General features: G+C 43.1%; 14 protein-coding genes and 5 pseudogenes. 14 read left to right on the top strand and 5 right to left on the bottom strand.

Features of this window, described 5'->3' with window-relative positions; translation table 11 throughout:
* Positions 1 to 7 precede the first annotated feature (7 nt).
* The 5 genes from ACMAZD_RS23430 to ACMAZD_RS23410 all read left to right on the top strand — a co-directional run bounded on the left by ACMAZD_RS23430 (position 8) and on the right by ACMAZD_RS23410 (position 5,308).
* On the top strand, positions 8 to 445 hold the full coding sequence (locus ACMAZD_RS23430; protein WP_435249689.1) for a hypothetical protein: 438 nt from the start codon (positions 8 to 10) through the stop codon (positions 443 to 445).
* Positions 446 to 678: 233 nt separating this feature from the next.
* Entirely contained in the window at positions 679 to 2,442 is a 1,764-nt protein-coding gene (locus ACMAZD_RS23425) for an ABC transporter ATP-binding protein (RefSeq protein ID WP_435249688.1), read from the top strand.
* A complete protein-coding gene (locus tag ACMAZD_RS23420; RefSeq protein WP_435249687.1) occupies positions 2,436 to 4,220 on the top strand; it encodes an ABC transporter ATP-binding protein in 1,785 nt (594 codons plus the stop codon). Before ACMAZD_RS23425 ends, ACMAZD_RS23420 begins: the two co-directional genes overlap by 7 nt.
* 234 nt (positions 4,221 to 4,454) lie before the next feature.
* The gene (locus ACMAZD_RS23415; protein WP_435249686.1) at positions 4,455 to 4,721 is read left to right on the top strand and encodes a hypothetical protein; all 267 of its coding nucleotides are present in this window, start codon (positions 4,455 to 4,457) and stop codon (positions 4,719 to 4,721) included.
* A 143-nt stretch (positions 4,722 to 4,864) separates the two neighbouring features.
* Positions 4,865 to 5,308 (top strand): hypothetical protein, encoded by a 444-nt coding sequence (locus tag ACMAZD_RS23410; RefSeq protein WP_435249685.1) that lies wholly within the window; start codon positions 4,865 to 4,867, stop codon positions 5,306 to 5,308.
* A gap of 80 nt (positions 5,309 to 5,388) precedes the next feature.
* Here ACMAZD_RS23410 and ACMAZD_RS23405 read toward each other — a convergent pair whose 3' ends face one another.
* Positions 5,389 to 5,904, bottom strand: coding sequence for a cytochrome b (locus ACMAZD_RS23405; RefSeq protein ID WP_435249684.1), 516 nt, complete (start codon positions 5,902 to 5,904; stop codon positions 5,389 to 5,391).
* A gap of 275 nt (positions 5,905 to 6,179) precedes the next feature.
* On the opposite strand from ACMAZD_RS23405, the gene ACMAZD_RS23400 reads away from it, so the two are divergent.
* Positions 6,180 to 7,019, top strand: coding sequence for a tetratricopeptide repeat protein (locus tag ACMAZD_RS23400; RefSeq protein WP_435249683.1), 840 nt, complete (start codon positions 6,180 to 6,182; stop codon positions 7,017 to 7,019).
* A 147-nt stretch (positions 7,020 to 7,166) separates the two neighbouring features.
* Positions 7,167 to 8,422 (top strand): annotated as a pseudogene (locus ACMAZD_RS23395) (peptidoglycan DD-metalloendopeptidase family protein).
* A 93-nt stretch (positions 8,423 to 8,515) separates the two neighbouring features.
* On the opposite strand, the gene ACMAZD_RS23390 reads toward ACMAZD_RS23395, so the two are convergent.
* Both ACMAZD_RS23390 and ACMAZD_RS23385 read right to left on the bottom strand, forming a co-directional pair.
* Positions 8,516 to 8,836 carry a heavy metal-binding domain-containing protein gene (locus tag ACMAZD_RS23390; protein WP_004730185.1) on the bottom strand — a complete coding sequence of 107 codons (321 nt, stop codon included), beginning with the start codon at positions 8,834 to 8,836 and terminating at the stop codon, positions 8,516 to 8,518.
* A gap of 57 nt (positions 8,837 to 8,893) precedes the next feature.
* Complete coding sequence (locus tag ACMAZD_RS23385) at positions 8,894 to 9,808, bottom strand: LysR substrate-binding domain-containing protein (protein WP_435249682.1); 915 nt, start codon at positions 9,806 to 9,808, stop codon at positions 8,894 to 8,896.
* A 91-nt stretch (positions 9,809 to 9,899) separates the two neighbouring features.
* On the opposite strand from ACMAZD_RS23385, the pseudogene ACMAZD_RS23380 reads away from it, so the two are divergent.
* Positions 9,900 to 10,346, top strand: a pseudogene (locus ACMAZD_RS23380) (EamA family transporter); the annotation flags it as partial.
* 166 nt (positions 10,347 to 10,512) lie between these two features.
* On the opposite strand, the gene ACMAZD_RS23375 reads toward ACMAZD_RS23380, so the two are convergent.
* The gene (locus ACMAZD_RS23375; protein ID WP_435247758.1) at positions 10,513 to 11,706 is read right to left on the bottom strand and encodes an IS91 family transposase; all 1,194 of its coding nucleotides are present in this window, start codon (positions 11,704 to 11,706) and stop codon (positions 10,513 to 10,515) included.
* 480 nt (positions 11,707 to 12,186) lie between these two features.
* Between ACMAZD_RS23375 and bufA2 the strand changes: the two genes are divergently transcribed.
* From bufA2 to ACMAZD_RS23360, 3 genes are read left to right on the top strand one after another with little or no spacing between them, the layout of a single operon-like run.
* Entirely contained in the window at positions 12,187 to 12,468 is a 282-nt protein-coding gene (gene bufA2 / locus ACMAZD_RS23370; protein ID WP_435249681.1) for a BufA2 family periplasmic bufferin-type metallophore, read from the top strand.
* A gap of 22 nt (positions 12,469 to 12,490) precedes the next feature.
* Complete coding sequence (gene bufB, locus ACMAZD_RS23365; protein WP_435249680.1) at positions 12,491 to 13,318, top strand: MNIO family bufferin maturase; 828 nt, start codon at positions 12,491 to 12,493, stop codon at positions 13,316 to 13,318.
* Entirely contained in the window at positions 13,315 to 14,091 is a 777-nt protein-coding gene (locus ACMAZD_RS23360; protein WP_435249679.1) for an HvfC/BufC family peptide modification chaperone, read from the top strand. The genes bufB and ACMAZD_RS23360 overlap by 4 nt, the downstream gene beginning before the upstream one ends.
* A gap of 71 nt (positions 14,092 to 14,162) precedes the next feature.
* Here ACMAZD_RS23360 and ACMAZD_RS23355 read toward each other — a convergent pair.
* Positions 14,163 to 14,492 (bottom strand): annotated as a pseudogene (locus ACMAZD_RS23355) (transposase); the annotation flags it as partial.
* Positions 14,493 to 14,519: 27 nt separating this feature from the next.
* Between ACMAZD_RS23355 and ACMAZD_RS23350 the strand changes: the two are divergent.
* From ACMAZD_RS23350 to ACMAZD_RS23340, 3 genes and pseudogenes are all read left to right on the top strand, one after another.
* Positions 14,520 to 14,936, top strand: a pseudogene (locus ACMAZD_RS23350) (transposase); the annotation flags it as partial.
* Between the two features lie 209 nt (positions 14,937 to 15,145).
* Positions 15,146 to 15,541: a cytochrome b562 gene (locus ACMAZD_RS23345; protein WP_435249678.1), complete on the top strand. Its 396-nt coding sequence runs from the start codon at positions 15,146 to 15,148 to the stop codon at positions 15,539 to 15,541.
* Positions 15,542 to 15,864: 323 nt separating this feature from the next.
* Positions 15,865 to 16,208: pseudogene (locus tag ACMAZD_RS23340) on the top strand (hypothetical protein).
* The last annotated feature ends 82 nt before the right edge of the window (positions 16,209 to 16,290 follow it).

Below are 16,290 nucleotides of genomic sequence, written 5' to 3'. Positions count from 1 at the left end.
AGGATTTATGAAATTAACTAAACTAACGCTAAGTAGTGTCACTCTTGTCTTCCTTGCTGCTTGTGGCGGCGGCGGTGGTGGCAATAATACAGTGACGTCTAGCGTCGCACCTGCGGCACAAGTGTTGAGTTCGGTCGAGCTGACCATACCGGAAGGCTTTGATTTCTCGACAGAGAGGGAAGTGGCTGTGACGGTCGATATCGCGAGTTCACAAAGTTCGAGGGGCTTTATGAGTTTGTACACTGAGTTTGATGGCGACGTTGTCGATTACACATCGCAAGTGTTAAGAATGCCTATCAATGAAGATACTGACTTTTCAACAACGCTATTGTTGCCAAACCATGTTGATAAAGTCTGGATCGAAGTATGGTACCCATCAGCATTAGGTAATGAGGTGAGAAGCTCATATAGCATAGTAAACGATCGATTGGACGTCATTCTGTAACCGTAGTATGGGTGTTAGCTAACGCTTTATACTCGAACCGATAATATCTTTGCCGCCAATATGGCGGCAAAGTTGTTTCTGCAATGCAAAATATGAATAGTATTGACGAAAAATTGAATGTGGTTGATATTGTCAACTATATCTTTTTGGTGTACCTTTAAACCTGAGAATGTACCAAACTTCCTGATGAATCCATGGTACAGCCGCGAACCCGTCCTCAAAGAAAGAATTCCATGAATAAAAGACAGTTTATTGCCCACTATTTACGTATGAATCGCACTTCTTATTTGTTGGCGATAGTTTTCATTTTTCTCGTAAATTGGCTTCAAGTTGAAATACCACGCTATATCCAATTGGCGATAGATCTGATTGATGATGCCTCCTCAAGTGGCCATCAGCAGCTTCAAACCTATGTTTGGATTGTGGTTGGTATGTCGGTCGCCATGGTTGTGGTGCGTATATTGTCTCGTATCTATGCGCTTAATCCTGGACGGATTACAGAGGCGGCTCTTAAGACGACACTTCTCCAAAAGTTAAACCGTTTACCTAACAGCTTTCACCAAAGGTTTGCGTCAGGCAGACTGATCTCCATCATCAATAATGACCTCAGTGGCATTCGTTTGCTGTTTGGTGTGGGCTTTCTGCAGTTCTTTAATTCATTGTTAGCACTGTCATTAACACCGCTCTATATGTGGCGGATATCGCCAGAGCTTACGATGTATTCGATTATTCCTATCTCAATCGCATTTGTGATTTTCCGTGTTGGTTTTAAACGGATGAAGACGCTGCATTTAGAACATATGAAGCGTTTACAGAACCTGTCTGCTCAGTTGATGAGTTACCTATCAGGGATTGATTTGATTAAGAGTCAGCAGATGTCACCTTGGGTGAAGGCCGAAACCGAAAAGCTCAATCAGCTACTGCTTGAATGTCGCCTTAAAATCACACGCATTCAGGTGTTCTTCATGCCTGTTCTCGATTATGCCAACGACTTAATGAAAATCATCATTCTGGGACTTGGTGGCTTTATGCTAATGAGGCAAGAGCTTACTTTAGGCGAAATAACCGCTTTCCTGACGTACTCCGTTTTGCTCGCAATGCCATTAATGCAGCTAGGCAGAATCGCGACTATTTATCAGCGCGGCATGGTAGGCATTCAAAGTGCACAAACAATTCTCAATGCGCAAGTTCCAGAACTGGATGAAGCGAAGTTGTCTGAATTAGACGTTGAACCCCTCAAGGGAAAGGCGTTTTCCGTGCGTAACCTGAGTTTCCAATACGAAGGCGAGGAGCGACTCATTCTCGATAACATCAGTTTTGATATTCCAGCAGGTAAGAAAATTGGTGTATTAGGAGGAATTGGCTCAGGTAAAACGACATTAGTGAACTGCTTAAACCATCACTTGGACGTACCAGAAGGAACAGTTTTTCTCGGTGAAACAGACGTAACAAGTTTCTCCCGCAGTGATCTACGTCGTTATGTTAAAACGGTCACTCAAGACCCTTATCTGTTTTCAGCAACGGTTGAAGACAACATTCGTTTTGGTAGCTTAGATACCGATCTCGCAAAGAGTCAGGTTGATGAAGTTCTTGAGTTGAGCCAACTTGCTAATGACGTTACTCATTTTGAAAACGGTGATCAAACCTTAGTCGGTGAAAAAGGGATCATGTTATCGGGTGGCCAGAAGCAACGCCTAAGTATTGCGCGTGCTTTATTGGAGCCTACAGATTTAATCATCATGGATAACGTTCTGTCAGCGGTCGACTATGAAACGGAAAGAAAGATCTTAGAAGGTCTATTTAATCGTTTGAAAAATCAATCAGTACTGGTGGTATCGCATCGTGTTAATGCCCTTGAATACATGGACGAAATCATTGTTCTAAATGAAGGGAAAGTGATCGCGAAAGGTGACCATGACACCTTATTAAAAACCTGTGCTTACTACTACGATACTTGGCAACTACAACAGAATGAAACGGAGGCAGCAGCATGTTAAAAGGTGTTGATGTTAAGTATCTAAAGCACTTTTTTAAGTTTGCTAAGAAATACAAACGCTCGGCAATTTTGGGCATTGCCATGCTTCCGCTATCGGTTGTTACAAGCTTGCTGTTTCCTTGGCTGATCATTCAAGTGATCGACGTGCATTTGAGCCAAGGGGATATGGACGGGTTACTTGAGTATGTATTCTACTTAGTTCTGGTCTTGATTGTCAGTTATGTGGTCGACACCACTTATTCGTATAATCTGCGAAAAACAGGCCAATACACCATCACAGACATGCGATCGGTGTTGTTTGAGCGTGTGCTTAAACTGCCTCGTAGCTATTTCGATAATACACCGATTGGTGTGATTCTTTCACGCCTGACCAGCGATCTAGAAACCATCGGCGAGACGTTTATTCAATCTGTCGTTGGATTGGTTAAAGACAGCATCAACACCATTGCTCTGCTTATCATGATGCTCTTTATTGACTGGCAGTTGACTTTAATTGTGCTGATTATCATGCCTCCCGTGATGTACTTGACGGTCTATGTGCGTAATCGTCTACGTGTGATGTACAAGATTACTCGCTCAACACTGGCTCGTGGTATTGGCTTCCTACAAGAAGTCTTATTTGGCATGAAAACCGTTCAGATGTATCGCGCCGAGGAACAAGTCGAGCAACGATACCAAGGCTACACAGATGAGTTTTTGCGAGCGCAAAAGAAGATTAATAAATACGATGCGATTTTGTTCTCGTTTATCTCGGGTATCACTTCAATCACCATCGCGATTATGATTTGGTACGGTTCGGAGCAAGTCATCGAAGGCGCGTTGACATTGGGTGTGCTGATCGCATTCATCAACACGCTCGAAAAGGTGTTTGTGCCAATTCGTGACTTTACTTCTCAGATTGCCTCTATTCAAAGTTCATTTGCAGCCTTTGATCATATTGAAGAGTTGTTTGTTGAGCCTACGGAAGAAGAAGGGCGCAACTTATTGCTATCTCATCAAGTCAAAAACCAGCTCGAAAAGTTTGTCAGTCTTGAGTTCAAAAATGTGAGTTTCCGCTACAAAGACGATTCTCCATATGTTCTAAAGAATGTCTCTTTTATGCTGGGAAAAGGGCATCAAATCGCACTTGTCGGTTCAACGGGGTCAGGTAAGTCGACGATTCTTCGTCTGATCTCTAAAACCTATCAAGATTACGAAGGCAGCATTTTGTTGAATGGAGTAGAGCTGTCTCAGATCTCAAGCGAAGACTCTGCTCATTTGTTCTCAATGATGATGCAAGATGTGCACTTATTTGAAGAGACGATTCAGTTCAATATTGCTTTGGGTAAGGAACATCTTACAAGAGCAGAGGTTGAACAAGCAGCACGCTATGTTTACGCCGATAAGTTCATTGAACAACTGCCACAAAGCTATGACTTCCATTTAGAAAAGAACGGCTCCAACCTGTCTGTGGGGCAAACGCAGCTCATTTCGTTTGCTAGAGCGGTCGCACAAGGCGGGCAACTGATGATGCTTGATGAAGCAACTAGCTCGGTAGATTCAATCACAGAAGATCTCATTCAAAAAGCGATGCAACGCCTTTTCAAGGATAAAACCGTGATTGCGATTGCGCACCGTCTGAGTACTGTTCGCCACTCAGACACGATTTTGGTGTTGGAAAAGGGTGAAATTGTCGAACAAGGTAACCATCAACAATTGGTCGCACACCATGGTATTTATGCCGGTTTGTTACAAGAATCGATTGTCGAAAAGAGTGATTCCCAAGTGACGGTAGCCTGACCTACTCAAGTCAGGGCTACCGCTTCGACAAGTCGAATGGATACGGTTTATGCTTAATCAGCTTCTATGCTTTTCTTGTATTTCCAGTGGCTTAGGGAAAATAAAATATATTTTACGAATATTAATATGTTATGATCTCCTTACTACTAAAAGGGTGTCTTAGGACATCGGGATGTATACGAGTAAGACGAACCTGCTTGTGTCAGTCACTTTCTGGCGAATATGGAATCGAAGATGTTGTTGGAAGAAGTGGTAGAAATTATTGAATTAACCGACTCAGACCATTTATCTCAAGCAATGGAGCTGTTTAACGAGCATGGTTTTGTTGATACTGAATCTTTGCCTTTTATGAACGTTGTGTTTGAAACAGCACCGGATCAGCTTGCGAAGAAGTTGTCGCAAACTGGTTTTAAAGGTTTAGTGCAAGTCGAGAAGAATGAAGACGCATCGGGCTTCACCATTATTGATGCTGAGCGCGTTCTGCTAAAAGATTCTGCTTAGCTGCAAAACTCTGCTGGTTGCAAGACTCTATTCAGCCCAGTAAAAGCGTCTAAGCCATACCGAGCTCTTTCTCGTCATACTCTAAGTTCAGCGAAAAGAACCGAGTTCAGTAACGCCCGTTATGATTATTTGAGGTTAACACAGTGACAACAGCGACAACAGCGACCGTTTCATCAACAGAGCAACATATTTCCAATGAACATGCGCTTTTAGGTGCATCGTTATTAGCGTCTCAAAAAGTTGAGTTGGCTCTGTTCAGTGTTATCTCTAAGTTAGCTAAAGCACTACCAAAGGAAGTGCAACATCAACTAGGTTTGGACTTGGATACCTTTCTAAGAGAGAAGCCAAGTGAGCAAGACTCAACGTTGAGTTTGTACGTGCAAAGGTTTGGTGAACAACTTCCTTTGCAAAAAAATGAAATCAGCAATTTTATTTATCATCGTAATCTCGTTACCCGTAGCTTTTGGCGAGTGACTGGCGCTGATGTAAAAGGCGGCGAAAAACTAGAAAATCCAGAGCTCTATTTAAAAGAGTTCTTAGCCAAATGTGAATATTGGCAAGTGATGCTCGATACTCAAAAGAACTGAGCACTTAAATAGATTGAATAAAGCCATAGCTTACACGCTGTGGCTTTTTTTTTGTGCTCAAAATTTTAAATTATGTAGATCTAGATCATCATCTTTAACACGTAATTCTTAGAAACGAAGTGATGTTTGAGCGCGGCACTAATATGCAAGAAGATCAAAAAAACAAGGGCAATACAACTGGCACGATGTAAATAGAAAAAGAAGCTGTTGATTGCGGGGTCGGTTATTAGGTTGTCGACGGTTGTCAGCCAAAATAATGAATAGGGCTCTTTAAGCATTAAATAACCGGTGCTGAAAACCATGAACATAACGAGATACATGAATGAATGAGCGAGCTTGGCAATGCATATTTGACCAGCGGCCACAGATGAAGGCATGGACGGCGAGGTTCTAAAATGACTCCATACATATCGTATCGCCAACAAAGGAGTAGTGAGAGTAGCCAGCGATATGTTAAGCACTGACAGGAAAGAAAATAGCTCTGGATTTCCGGTGACAAAGTGCATCACATACCCTGCGATAGTTGCATAGATGATCACAGAAGCCATCACCCAGTGCAGCACACGGCTTAGTAAATCGTATCGTGGATTATTCAAATTAACCTCGTTCTGATCGTTATAACAATATTTTTCAAATAGATGCCAAAACTAGCTTTTAGTATATTTTCATCGCGAATTAATTATATCGAACAGTAATGCGCCGTATTCTCCTTAATTATAAATTAATGATGTTGCTTCAGGTGTTTTATAATTATCAATGGTGTTTTAGAGTGTTAATTCCAATACAGACAAGGCAAACTTGCCGACTTCCTAGCTTGTATGCCTATAACGAGATACAGTTAGTTTAAAGCTAAATATATAAGGAATGTATAATGCTTCGAATCTTATTGATTGCAGCTATTTCAATGTTCACGACCATGAGTTTTGCAAACGAAGAGGTTAAGTACTCAGATCAAGAGTATTTGGATAGACCATTGATGGAACGTTATATCTTGGATGAGTTGAAGCAGTTGCGCATGGAGCAACAAGATCTCGAAAGACGTTTAACGATTCAAATGACCGATCGTGAACTCACCGTCGCAGATAAGTCGTTGAATTACGCCAATGTTACGGTGACTTATTTCTTCTACATCATTGCGGGCGTCGCTTCACTTATTGCATTGGTCGGGTGGCAATCATTAAAAGAACTTAAGCATACAACCAAAGAGATGGCTGACCAGCGATTGAACTCTATCGCGCAAGAGTACGAAAAGAAATTTAATGTACTTGAAAGGGATCTTAAAAGGAAAACTCGAATCATCTCGGAAAATAACCGAGAGATTGAGATCATCAATGAGATTCACAACTTATGGCTAAGAGCACAAAACGCGCAGACCGCTGAGCAGAAAATTGAGATTTACGATGAAATCTTAAAAGTCCGTCCCGGTGATTTGGAAGCGCTAACTTATAAAGCCGATGCGGCAATGGACATGCAAGAATACCATTGGGCAATGAGCTTATGTAATCGTGTATTAGAAGTGGATGACCAGAATGCACACGCTTTGTACCAACGTGCTTGTGCCTACGCAAGATTAGGTGCAGAAGGTCAGGCCATAGATGACTTAGAGCGCTCTATTGAAGCCAGTGGCTCAATGAGAGAACTTTTGGCAGAAGAGACTGACTTTGAGATGCTGAGAGGTTTAGATCGCTTTGAAGCTCTGTGTGTAGAATAGTTGTTTGATGACATGGTGAGCTTCGCGCGCTCACCATACTTTTCATCATTTTTACGGAACGGTTTCTTACATTTTGCTTATTCTATTGAACTTTTTGTTATGTTATAACATCTGAAAGATTCATTGTTATAACTGTTAAGTATTTTTATGAAGTTCCTTCGCACTGGCCTGATCATTACTGCGATCAGCGCATTTTTACTTGCCGCTTTGCTCTTTTTTCAACCTGAGCCTGCAAAAGATATTTCAATTCAAATAACATCTTATCAAAACTCTCAGATCTCTGATGAGGAAAGCGTTGAACCACACGTTAAGCCAAGTTCACTGATTAAAATCCATTACTTCGTAAAGGTTGGCGATACGCTTAGTAACGTATTTTCATCATGGCAACTGCCTTATGGGACCGTTCAAAAGGTGTTGGAAGCGTATCTTGAGTCCTTAAAATTAGATACCATCAAACCAGGTGATCACCTAGAACTGCTTTTGGACAGTGAAACGAAGCAGTTAGTCGAATTGATCTTCCACGAAAGCTTGGTTGAACAGGCTGTTTATACAAAAAACGATCACGGCACGTTCAGTTATCAATTCATAGAAACCCTTGGGGAATGGAAAGAAAAACTGTACGCAGGTGCGGTGACAGGAAGTTTTTCGATGTCGGCTCATCGAGCGGGTCTGACTACTGCACAGATAGCGAATATCACTCGGACGCTGAAAGATAAAATCAACTTCTCCAAAGAGTTCAGAGCTGGTGACAGCTTTAATGTGTTGGTTAAAGAGCAATACACGGAAAATCACTTAACGGGTAAGACTGAAGTACAAGGGGTCTCCGTCAAGTTACGAAATAGGGAAGTGGCGGCTTTTCTTGCTCCGGATGGACGTTTCTATGACCGAGAAGCAATAGCCTTGAGCAAGCTTTCAATCGATACCCGATAGATAAACAATTCCGCAGAATTACTTCGCCATTCAATCCGTTTCGCAAGCACCCAGTGACTGGACGTATATCACCACATAATGGCACTGATTTCGCGACACCCGTGGGTTCGCCGATTTATTCAACCGGAGACGGAAGAGTTGTGGCGCTTCGTGACCACCCTTACGCAGGAAAGTATCTGGTGATTGAACATAACAGTGTTTATACAACTCGTTATTTGCATCTGAGCCGCTTCTTGGTCAAGAAAGGGCAACAGGTTAAGCGAGGTCAGAAGATAGCGCTATCTGGTGCAACCGGCCGTATAACGGGGCCTCACCTACATTTTGAAGTTTTAGTACGTGGAAAAGCGGTTGACTCGATGAAGGCTGACCTACCTTTGGCAAGTTCTATATTGCCGAAAGACAAGCGGGCGTTCCTTGCTCGAATTGCGTCTTTTGATGATATTATCTCTGAGCAACATGGCACAACGAGTTAAATCAAATTCAGTCTCAGCTTATATTAATTCCAACCCTTCAGTGATGAAAGGCCGAAGGTTGGAATAAGTGTTTATAGATAATTGCAAATTGGATTAAGCGACGACAACTGCTGTGCCACTGGCTGAAACCATCAACATGCCATTACCCGTTCCTAATACTTCGTAATCAATATCGACGCCAACCACCGCGTTTGCACCTGCTTCAATGGCTTTCTGTTCAAGCTCTTTGAATGCGTAGTTACGTGCTTTCTCCAGTTCCTTTTCATAGGTGCCAGAACGTCCACCGACGAAATCTCGAATACCTGAGAACATATCTTTGAAAACGTTAACCCCTAGAATGGCTTCTCCGGCAATAACCCCTTTGTAGTCGACAATGCGTTTACCTTCGACAGATTGTGTGGTGGTAATAATCATAGTGGCCTCAGTAAGTTAGATGATTGGTTGCTAGATGAGTTGTTACTAAATGATTGGTTACTCGCTGAGCTTTGTCTCTGAGCGTGTGAATTCATGCCTCAACCATATTCTCAGTTTTAGCACACTTTCTTGTTTTAATTTGTTTTTTGGACAAACGAAGTAGAAATCTTGATGGGGGTTAGCCACTGGTTCACTAATTTCGACCAACATGCCATGGCTTATGTCATCTTTTACAAACAAGCGGTGAGTGACTAATACACCAAGCGAACGAATGGCAGCTTGCACAGCCTGAATGGAGACATCGAACGTCAAGTTACTGTGGAACGTCGGCATTGGTATTTGGTAGTGATCGCACCACACTTGCCAGTCATGTTGTCGTCTTGGGTTAAAGGCTCCAATGGTTGGGTTTTGTTTCACAAGTTGTTCAACGCTTAACCCCATTTGTTTTTTTAATAGTGCAGGGCTGCACACCAAGACCAGATCATCGTCACCGAGCTTTTCGCTGTAATATTTGTCCCACTCGTTCGGTTTGCCATGGACAAGGGCAATATCGACACCTTCCTGCTCGATATCAAAAGGGCCGGTTAACGTGGAAATACGGATATCAAGAGAAGGAGCAAAGGCTTGGAAGTCGGGCACTCGAGGGATCCACCAGTGCATCGCGAGTGAGTTGACCATGTTGAGAGTAATTCGATGATCGTTAGGCGTTCTAGCCAGTTCTTCGGTGGCTTCTATCACTTGTTCTAATGCTGGCGCGACTTTACGATAATATCGCTTACCTGCGGCATTGAGCACAACACGACGGCCTACACGTTGGAATAGCGGTTTATTAACCAGTTGCTCTAGTGATTTGATGGCTTGGCTTACTGCAGAATGACTGACATACAATACTCGAGCTGCGTCGGTCATGCTGCCGGTTTCAGCAACAGCAATGAAAGCGTAAACGGATTTAAGCGGGACGAGTTTCTTCATTGGTAAGTTTTCCTTACAGTTATGGTTAATATTACTCGCTATTTTTCATCAAGTCACGCTTCTAAAATAGGTGTCATAGGAGGTGATAATTATGTCTGATATTACCAAGGCAACGACTTTCATGTTGTTGTCGACGTTCAGTTTGTCTTTAAGTGGTTTGATGGCCAAGTGTTTATCTGAAACGATGCCCATTTCGTTATTGAGTTTTGTTCGTTTTTTCTTACCCAATCTGTTTTTATTCCTATTCTTGATGTTTCACAAGATCACGAAACCTTCACTTGATATGTGGAAGCCTTTGGTGATGCGTGCGATTTTTATGGTGGTATGTCAGTGGTGTTTTCTTACTTCACTACAAACCTTAACGTTGGTTGAAGGTGTGGTGTTATTCAGCACGGGTCCACTGTTTATTCCATTGTTAGAAAAGTTAATGTTTGGAACTAAGATTCATACAACGACTATCGCTTGTTTAGCGATTACCTTTGTTGGTGTCGTTATGATGGCAGGGGATTGGTCGCAGTTTGAGTTTAGCTCAGAGTTCAAGGTAAGGAATCTCAATGTTTCCTGACCTGAACGATCGCGGCATAACTCACGTCAGAATGAGTCGCTGATTGATCTAACTTCTGCTCTACAATCTAAACACGGATGTTTGTTGAACACTTTCATGCTGTTTTCGCTATTTCAGATACACCCATCCTGTGAAACGCCTAAATTGACCTGATTTGGGCTTGAACCAGAGCATGGTGGACCAGCTCTGACAGCGGCTCCCCAGCCCTAAAGCGAAGAAACGTTAAACGGTGCCCACAAAGAATGCACTCAAACGGATCAACCTTCACATACCCTTTCAGCATAGCTGCGTAACCGGGCATTTCAGGTGCGTCTTTAGGAGCGACACCCAAGGCACCGTAGACCTTAGGGAGCATCTCACCACGACGTCGGTTTGATAGAAAACCGAAGTATCGAATCATTTTGAAGTGCTTATCTGGAATATGCTCAATCATGCGCTCTATCAGAGCTTCTGGACTCAAAATGAGGGATTCCGTTCGACCATTCCTATGGTTGAGGTAATCAAACGTCACCAAGCCTCCCTGGAAGTTATGTCGTAAACGCGACGCCGATATCGGTGGCCGTTTTAGGTATCGACCCAGGTAAGTCATGGTGGGGGTCACGTTGGCTGTTTTCTTTGCAAAGTGCAGCTTCCATCGACGGCAATATTGGCTGGTTAAAAATCGGGACCAATCTTGCTCATTGCGAATAAAAGGGCAGTTTTCTCCACTTAAGTCTAACTCTGCGTAATGGGAACTGAGAAGTTGAGTGATGGCACCTCGCCAACACTTCTCAGTGGTCTTAGCTTTAAAGAAAATCGGCTTCCATAGACCAGTCTTCTTACATAAACCCCCACGGGTGACAGACAAATGGATGTGCACATTCCAATTCAGCTTTCTGCCGTAGGTATGAAGTGCACAGAACACGCCAATATCGATATCGAGTTGCTTTGCCCATCCTAAGAAGATTTTGGCTGCACAGCTAAAGAGATGATTGAGAAGAAAACGATTATCCCGAAAGATGGGCCACAACGTGTGTGGTAGCGTCAACGTAACGTGTTGATACTCACACTCAGGAAAGACATGTTGTTGCTTTCGTATCCACCGCTCTGTGGCTTTTATGCCACAACTGCTGCAAAAGCGAGATTTACACGTCTGGTGAATGTATTTGTGATGGGTGCAGTCAGCATGAGTGCATCGATACTCTTTAGAGCCAAAAGCAGCGGTACTGCAAGCGAGCATCTTGGTGACGTTTTCAATGACGACGGTTCGGAGGGTTTCTCGGTACTTATTGAGGTAGTTCAGCCAAGTATCGTTGGCATTGAAGAGTTGTTTGATGGGCTTATTCGGATGCATGACCTATAGGATAAACGATCCATGTAAAGCACCCTAGTAGGTTGAGTCTCTTTGTTTTCGGCCGTAGGCCGCTCAGGCGACACCGTCGCCGGTTCAACTATCTCTCGTAACCCCATGCCTAAACTAGTTTGCAAAACAACCAATTGGAAGCAATACACTGAAGAGTTATCTAATGAGCTTGGAGATACCCACGTGCATGCACGGGGTACTTACTGTTACAACTCCATGCGGAGTTGACCAGTTACCCCATACGCCCGTAAATTGACGTTCATATTTAATTTTTTTCAAACTTTTTAATAATTATAAAACATGAGGTTAGCCTTTAGTTAAGCGCGGATATTTTTCATCTACGAAATATTTATGAAAATGCACGGGTCTGTTTGAGGGAGTTAGACATGCGTCTTAACCTCAAGGTAACCGAACACCCATGAATGGACAATTTGTCGGTTACCCAACCTACAAATACCGGAGAACAAAACAATGAATAATATTAAAAAGAGCGCTACTTTCGCATCAGTAGCACTGGCAGTAGCAATGAGCGCGAGCGCGTTTGCTGCAGAATCACCAGCAGGCAGCAAAGGCGCTGCAATTGGTGCTGGCGATAAAGTGCACTGCTACGGCATCCACTCTTGTAAAGGTCAGTCAGACTGCAAAACCGCTGAGCACCAGTGCAAAGGTCAAAACGCATGTGGCGGTCATGGCTTTAAAGGGATGAAAGCGAAAGATTGCCTTGATCAAGGTGGTGTGATCTCTGATATTTAATTGATTACTTGGAGTGAATGAAATGACTTCTAGCTTTGGACTGGGCTTACGTACTCAGCATTACAACGATTTTCTGAATGCACGACAACCTGTCGATTGGCTGGAAGTCATTTCTGACAATTTTATGGTCAATGGTGGTAAGCCATTGGCCATACTAGACCTTATCCGTGCTGACTATCCAATGACCATGCATGGTGTTTCTATGTCGATTGGTTCGGTTAATGGTCTGGATGAAGACTATCTCAAACGCCTCAAAGCGCTCGAACTACGAATCGAACCTATGTGGGTGTCTGATCACCTCTGTTGGAGTGGTGTCCACGGACGCAAACTTCACGATTTAATGCCCTTGCCGTTTACACAAGAAGCGCTGGATGTGGTGGCAAGAAATATTCATCACGCCCAAGATGTTCTGAAGCGTCCATTGGTGGTGGAAAATGTCTCCAGTTATGTCGAATTTAAAGATTCGGAAATGACTGAATGGGAATTTCTAACAGAAATTTGTAATGCGACGGGCTGCCAGCTTCTATTGGATATCAACAACATTTATGTCAGTGCCTTCAACCATGGGTTTTCCGCGTTTGAGTTTATTGATGGTGTAACCAAAAATCACGTCTGCCAGTACCACCTCGCCGGACACCAAAACAACGGAGACCACCTGATTGATACCCATGATCACCCGGTTTGTGCAGATGTGTGGGATTTGTATGAATACGCACTAACCCGCCATGGCAATGTGCCGACCATGATTGAACGAGACGATAATGTCCCGCCTTTGGCTGAACTGCTGGATGAGCTGGATATTGCCCGAAAAATCGCTGGAGATGTTTTGAACACGGAGGGTGCAACATGAGTCTTCAAGCCCTTCAGGACAGCTTTCAAACCATCGTGCTAAGCCAGCAGTATAGTGATGCTGACTGGGTAAAAGAGAGGAAAGGCAGCCTTCCATCAAAAGATCGCTTGGCCATTTACTATAACGCCTATCGCATCCGACTTATCGATGTTTTGCGTGACAATTTTGAACATACCGCGGTTTACTTGGGCGATGATTGGTTTAACCAATTGGCTGTTGACTACGTGCAAGTTCATCCATCGACTTACACCAATATTGGCTACTACGGACACTTATTTGCAGAGTTTATTGCAAAGCAGCTTCCCGATGGTCTTGAAGTCGCAGAGTTGGTGGAACTGGATTGGACGCTCAGAAGAGCGTTTGACGGTGAAGACGGTGAAGTACTGACAATGGAAACACTTCAGGTAAAGGCTGCTGCAGATCCGGAAAACATCCAATTGTGTGCAGTGCCGACCCTATCCTTAACCACACATACATGTAATACCCTTGATATCTGGCATGCCATCGACAAAGAAGAAACACCGCCAACAGTTGCGCTATTACCTCAAGCTGTTGATGTACTGATCTGGCGAAAAGGGCACTCTCCCCATTTCCGAAGCATTTCGCCATTGGAATCTGCAGCAATCTCGATGATTCAAGCAGGCGTTAACATCAATGACCTCGGCGCACCGTTGCAGACGAAATTTCCAGATGTGGATGTGTCGCTTAAGTTTGGTCAAATGCTGCATCGATGGATTGAAGATGAAGTGCTGATTTACCATAATGACATTTAGTACGAACTTATATGCAACTGGTTTTTTTTGGTTAAAAGCGACTTACTCACTATTTTTGGCTCTTCGACGTTTCAAGTGGATTTCAATATTTCAGCGGCAGGGCTCGCTATCATGTAGATCATGGTGATGAAAGTGGCTGTATTTCTATAGCCTCGAGCCCTCGACCTCGCGGCTTGAAATAAACTGTTCAGACCTTCCATTCGCGCATTAGTATAGGTCGAAGTCCAGCGTTGAAGTATTCTCTCCGAGTGCTTTTCTAAGGTGGCTAGAGCTTTTCTTACGGGATCTAAAGCTTCTGAACTTCCTATTTCGTCAAGTGTAAACTTGATGAAATTAGTCAGGCGCCAACGAGCGGCTTGAGTCGTTTTCGCTTCTCTTACCCAACGTAACTTTTCTTTAACTCACCAAGCCTTCGCTGTCTTAAAGCTAAGACCACTGAGAAGTGTTGGCGAGGTGCCATCACTCAACTTCTCAGTTCCCATTACGCAGAGTTAGACTTAAGTGGAGAAAACTGCCCTTTTATTCGCAATGAGCAAGATTGGTCCCGATTTTTAACCAGCCAATATTGCCGTCGATGGAAGCTGCACTTTGCAAAGAAAACAGCCAATGTGACCCCCACCATGACCTACATGGGTCGATACCTAAAGCGGCCACCGATATCGGCGTCTAGGTTACGACATGATTTCCAAGGAGGATTAGTGACATTTGATTATCTTAATCATAGGAATGGTCAGACGGAATCCCTCATTTTGTCTTCATTACTTGATGAGGTGGGCGTAGATTCGAGCAAAGTTGTTACCCATTCGCCAAAGCAATTCTTGGCCTTTTTGGCATTGCGTGGTCGCCAACCTATCACCGAGTTTTCGGTATTTGAGTAATGAACTGCCCGGTATTTTTACTTTCTAGCAATTGATTAGTTAGCCAGTTTGCATTTCGACACAATCAATTTTTGTGCCCGGCGGATTTTTCTATACACTAACCGAAGATAATAAAGTCGAAGTGCCACAATAACGATGGCGCTATCTTCAAAGACATCGCTTTACCTGGAGAAACAATGAAAACTCGTTCAATCCTTTTATCTGGCTTAATCGCTGCTTCGCTATTGTCTGGCAACGCTTTTGCTAATGTTGATCTTAAGAAAAACATGCAAGAAATGAAGCTTGCGTTCAAACAAGCGGCAGAAGCTCAAAACATTGAAGAGATGCAAAAGCCTATCGTACGTATCGACACGCTAGTTGCTGAGCTCAAAACGGGTGTTTACCCGATTGAGAAAGAAGAACACTTCATGGAAGGTTTCAAAAAGATCAGTGCATCGATTGATAGCATTGAGGAGAAGCTAGACCAAGGTGAATTTGAATCTGCACAGCAAGAGCTTCGTACTATCGATGGCCTTCGTGAAGAGTATCACGAGAAGCGTAATCCAAGCATTTGGAGCAAGATCTTCGGTTAATTTGCTAATCAATTGAGTTTGCTAGATACGTAACAAAGAGCAAAGCCTCAAGATTCGATTTGTAAAACGCTGTCTTACATTACCCTCTTTAGAGGAAGATGTGAGGCGGCGTTTTTTATTGTCTTTTTTCTAAACAGTTTACTGCTATTTCTAGACATTTTACTGCTAATAGATGCGTAACATTCTTTTGGCTCTTTGGTTGTCACCAGTTTTTAACTAAAAAGAGTGTGCGTTAGCTTCAATTTTTTAACCTGATGTTAATCTTTACGTTTACCTATATAACAAGTGCCCCATAATAAGGGGAATTTATAAAGATTAGGAATATGCGCCGAACTTCGTTCAATTTCTCCATGTTACTTGCTACTGCATTAAGCTGGGTGCTAGTGACATTAATGCCTGTTATCAATGCTCATGGTAATAGTGCGGAGTATGGGCGTCGTTATGTACGGTCAACGGCTTTGAGCTGGTTCAAATTGAAGAAGGCGAGCCCAATACTCAAAAAGGAAAGCCGTGTCCCTTTAGCCATTTTTCCACGTTTCACCAAGACGAACTTCCAACTACACTACTGACAACTCGACTGAGTTCTATTGCCTCAGACAGCTACGCTTTTTTGGCTCTAAGCGAACGCTACACGAGGCAAGCTCCACGTGGCCCCCCCCCCCTTTGATCTTGCTTAATCTAACCCACTAAAATAATTAAAAAATAAAGTATTAAGTAAAGTTAACCATGCTCAGATGACTTTCTGGTTT

This window comes from Vibrio sp. nBUS_14, assembly GCF_051201655.1.
GTDB lineage: Bacteria > Pseudomonadota > Gammaproteobacteria > Enterobacterales > Vibrionaceae > Vibrio.
This window is presented reverse-complemented; position numbering and strand designations above follow the sequence as displayed.

Bases quoted from the DNA above. Each gene is read 5' to 3' on its own strand.
- ACMAZD_RS23430 (WP_435249689.1), top strand. From the start codon at position 8: ATGAAATTAACTAAACTAACGCTAAGTAGTGTCACTCTTGTCTTCCTT.
- ACMAZD_RS23425 (WP_435249688.1), top strand. From the start codon at position 679: ATGAATAAAAGACAGTTTATTGCCCACTATTTACGTATGAATCGCACT.
- ACMAZD_RS23420 (WP_435249687.1), top strand. From the start codon at position 2,436: ATGTTAAAAGGTGTTGATGTTAAGTATCTAAAGCACTTTTTTAAGTTT.
- ACMAZD_RS23415 (WP_435249686.1), top strand. From the start codon at position 4,455: ATGTTGTTGGAAGAAGTGGTAGAAATTATTGAATTAACCGACTCAGAC.
- ACMAZD_RS23400 (WP_435249683.1), top strand. From the start codon at position 6,180: ATGCTTCGAATCTTATTGATTGCAGCTATTTCAATGTTCACGACCATG.
- ACMAZD_RS23390 (WP_004730185.1), bottom strand. From the start codon at position 8,836: ATGATTATTACCACCACACAATCTGTCGAAGGTAAACGCATTGTCGAC.
- ACMAZD_RS23385 (WP_435249682.1), bottom strand. From the start codon at position 9,808: ATGAAGAAACTCGTCCCGCTTAAATCCGTTTACGCTTTCATTGCTGTT.
- ACMAZD_RS23375 (WP_435247758.1), bottom strand. From the start codon at position 11,706: ATGCATCCGAATAAGCCCATCAAACAACTCTTCAATGCCAACGATACT.
- bufA2 (WP_435249681.1), top strand. From the start codon at position 12,187: ATGAATAATATTAAAAAGAGCGCTACTTTCGCATCAGTAGCACTGGCA.
- bufB (WP_435249680.1), top strand. From the start codon at position 12,491: ATGACTTCTAGCTTTGGACTGGGCTTACGTACTCAGCATTACAACGAT.
- ACMAZD_RS23360 (WP_435249679.1), top strand. From the start codon at position 13,315: ATGAGTCTTCAAGCCCTTCAGGACAGCTTTCAAACCATCGTGCTAAGC.
- ACMAZD_RS23345 (WP_435249678.1), top strand. From the start codon at position 15,146: ATGAAAACTCGTTCAATCCTTTTATCTGGCTTAATCGCTGCTTCGCTA.